At 49.3% G+C, this 292-nt stretch carries 1 protein-coding gene; it reads left to right on the top strand.

Going from position 1 to position 292, the window contains the following annotated elements; genetic code table 11:
- Positions 1-86 precede the first annotated feature (86 nt).
- Positions 87-292, top strand: a 206-nt coding sequence (locus A3712_RS21475; RefSeq protein WP_063524996.1) for a TraR/DksA C4-type zinc finger protein, incomplete at its 3' end; no start/stop codon positions are given.

The raw sequence follows: 292 nt of genomic DNA, 5'->3' as shown, positions 1-292 counted from the left end.
CGCACTTTGTTCGCATCAATGGTATTTCATACCTAAGCAAAGACGACACACGCGGCCTGCTTTAAGCCTAACCAGAGAGATAACGAATGCCGGATTTTATCGACCATGCCAGTAGTAACGAAGCCAAATTCACCGAAATGGCTATTGCAAGCCAACGTAAACGGTCAGTGCAGACAGGCCAAAAAGAAAGCGCGAAAGAGTGCCACGAGTGTGGCGATGAAATCCCAGAGCTGCGCCGTATTAAAGTCGCAGGTTGTCAGTACTGCGTTAGCTGTCAGCAGCTAGCGGAGAA

It is taken from the genome of Vibrio sp. HI00D65 (assembly GCF_001635455.1).
Taxonomy (GTDB): domain Bacteria; phylum Pseudomonadota; class Gammaproteobacteria; order Enterobacterales; family Vibrionaceae; genus Vibrio.
The sequence above is the reverse complement of the archived record's forward strand: the minus strand, read 5'-3'. Positions and strand labels throughout refer to the sequence as shown.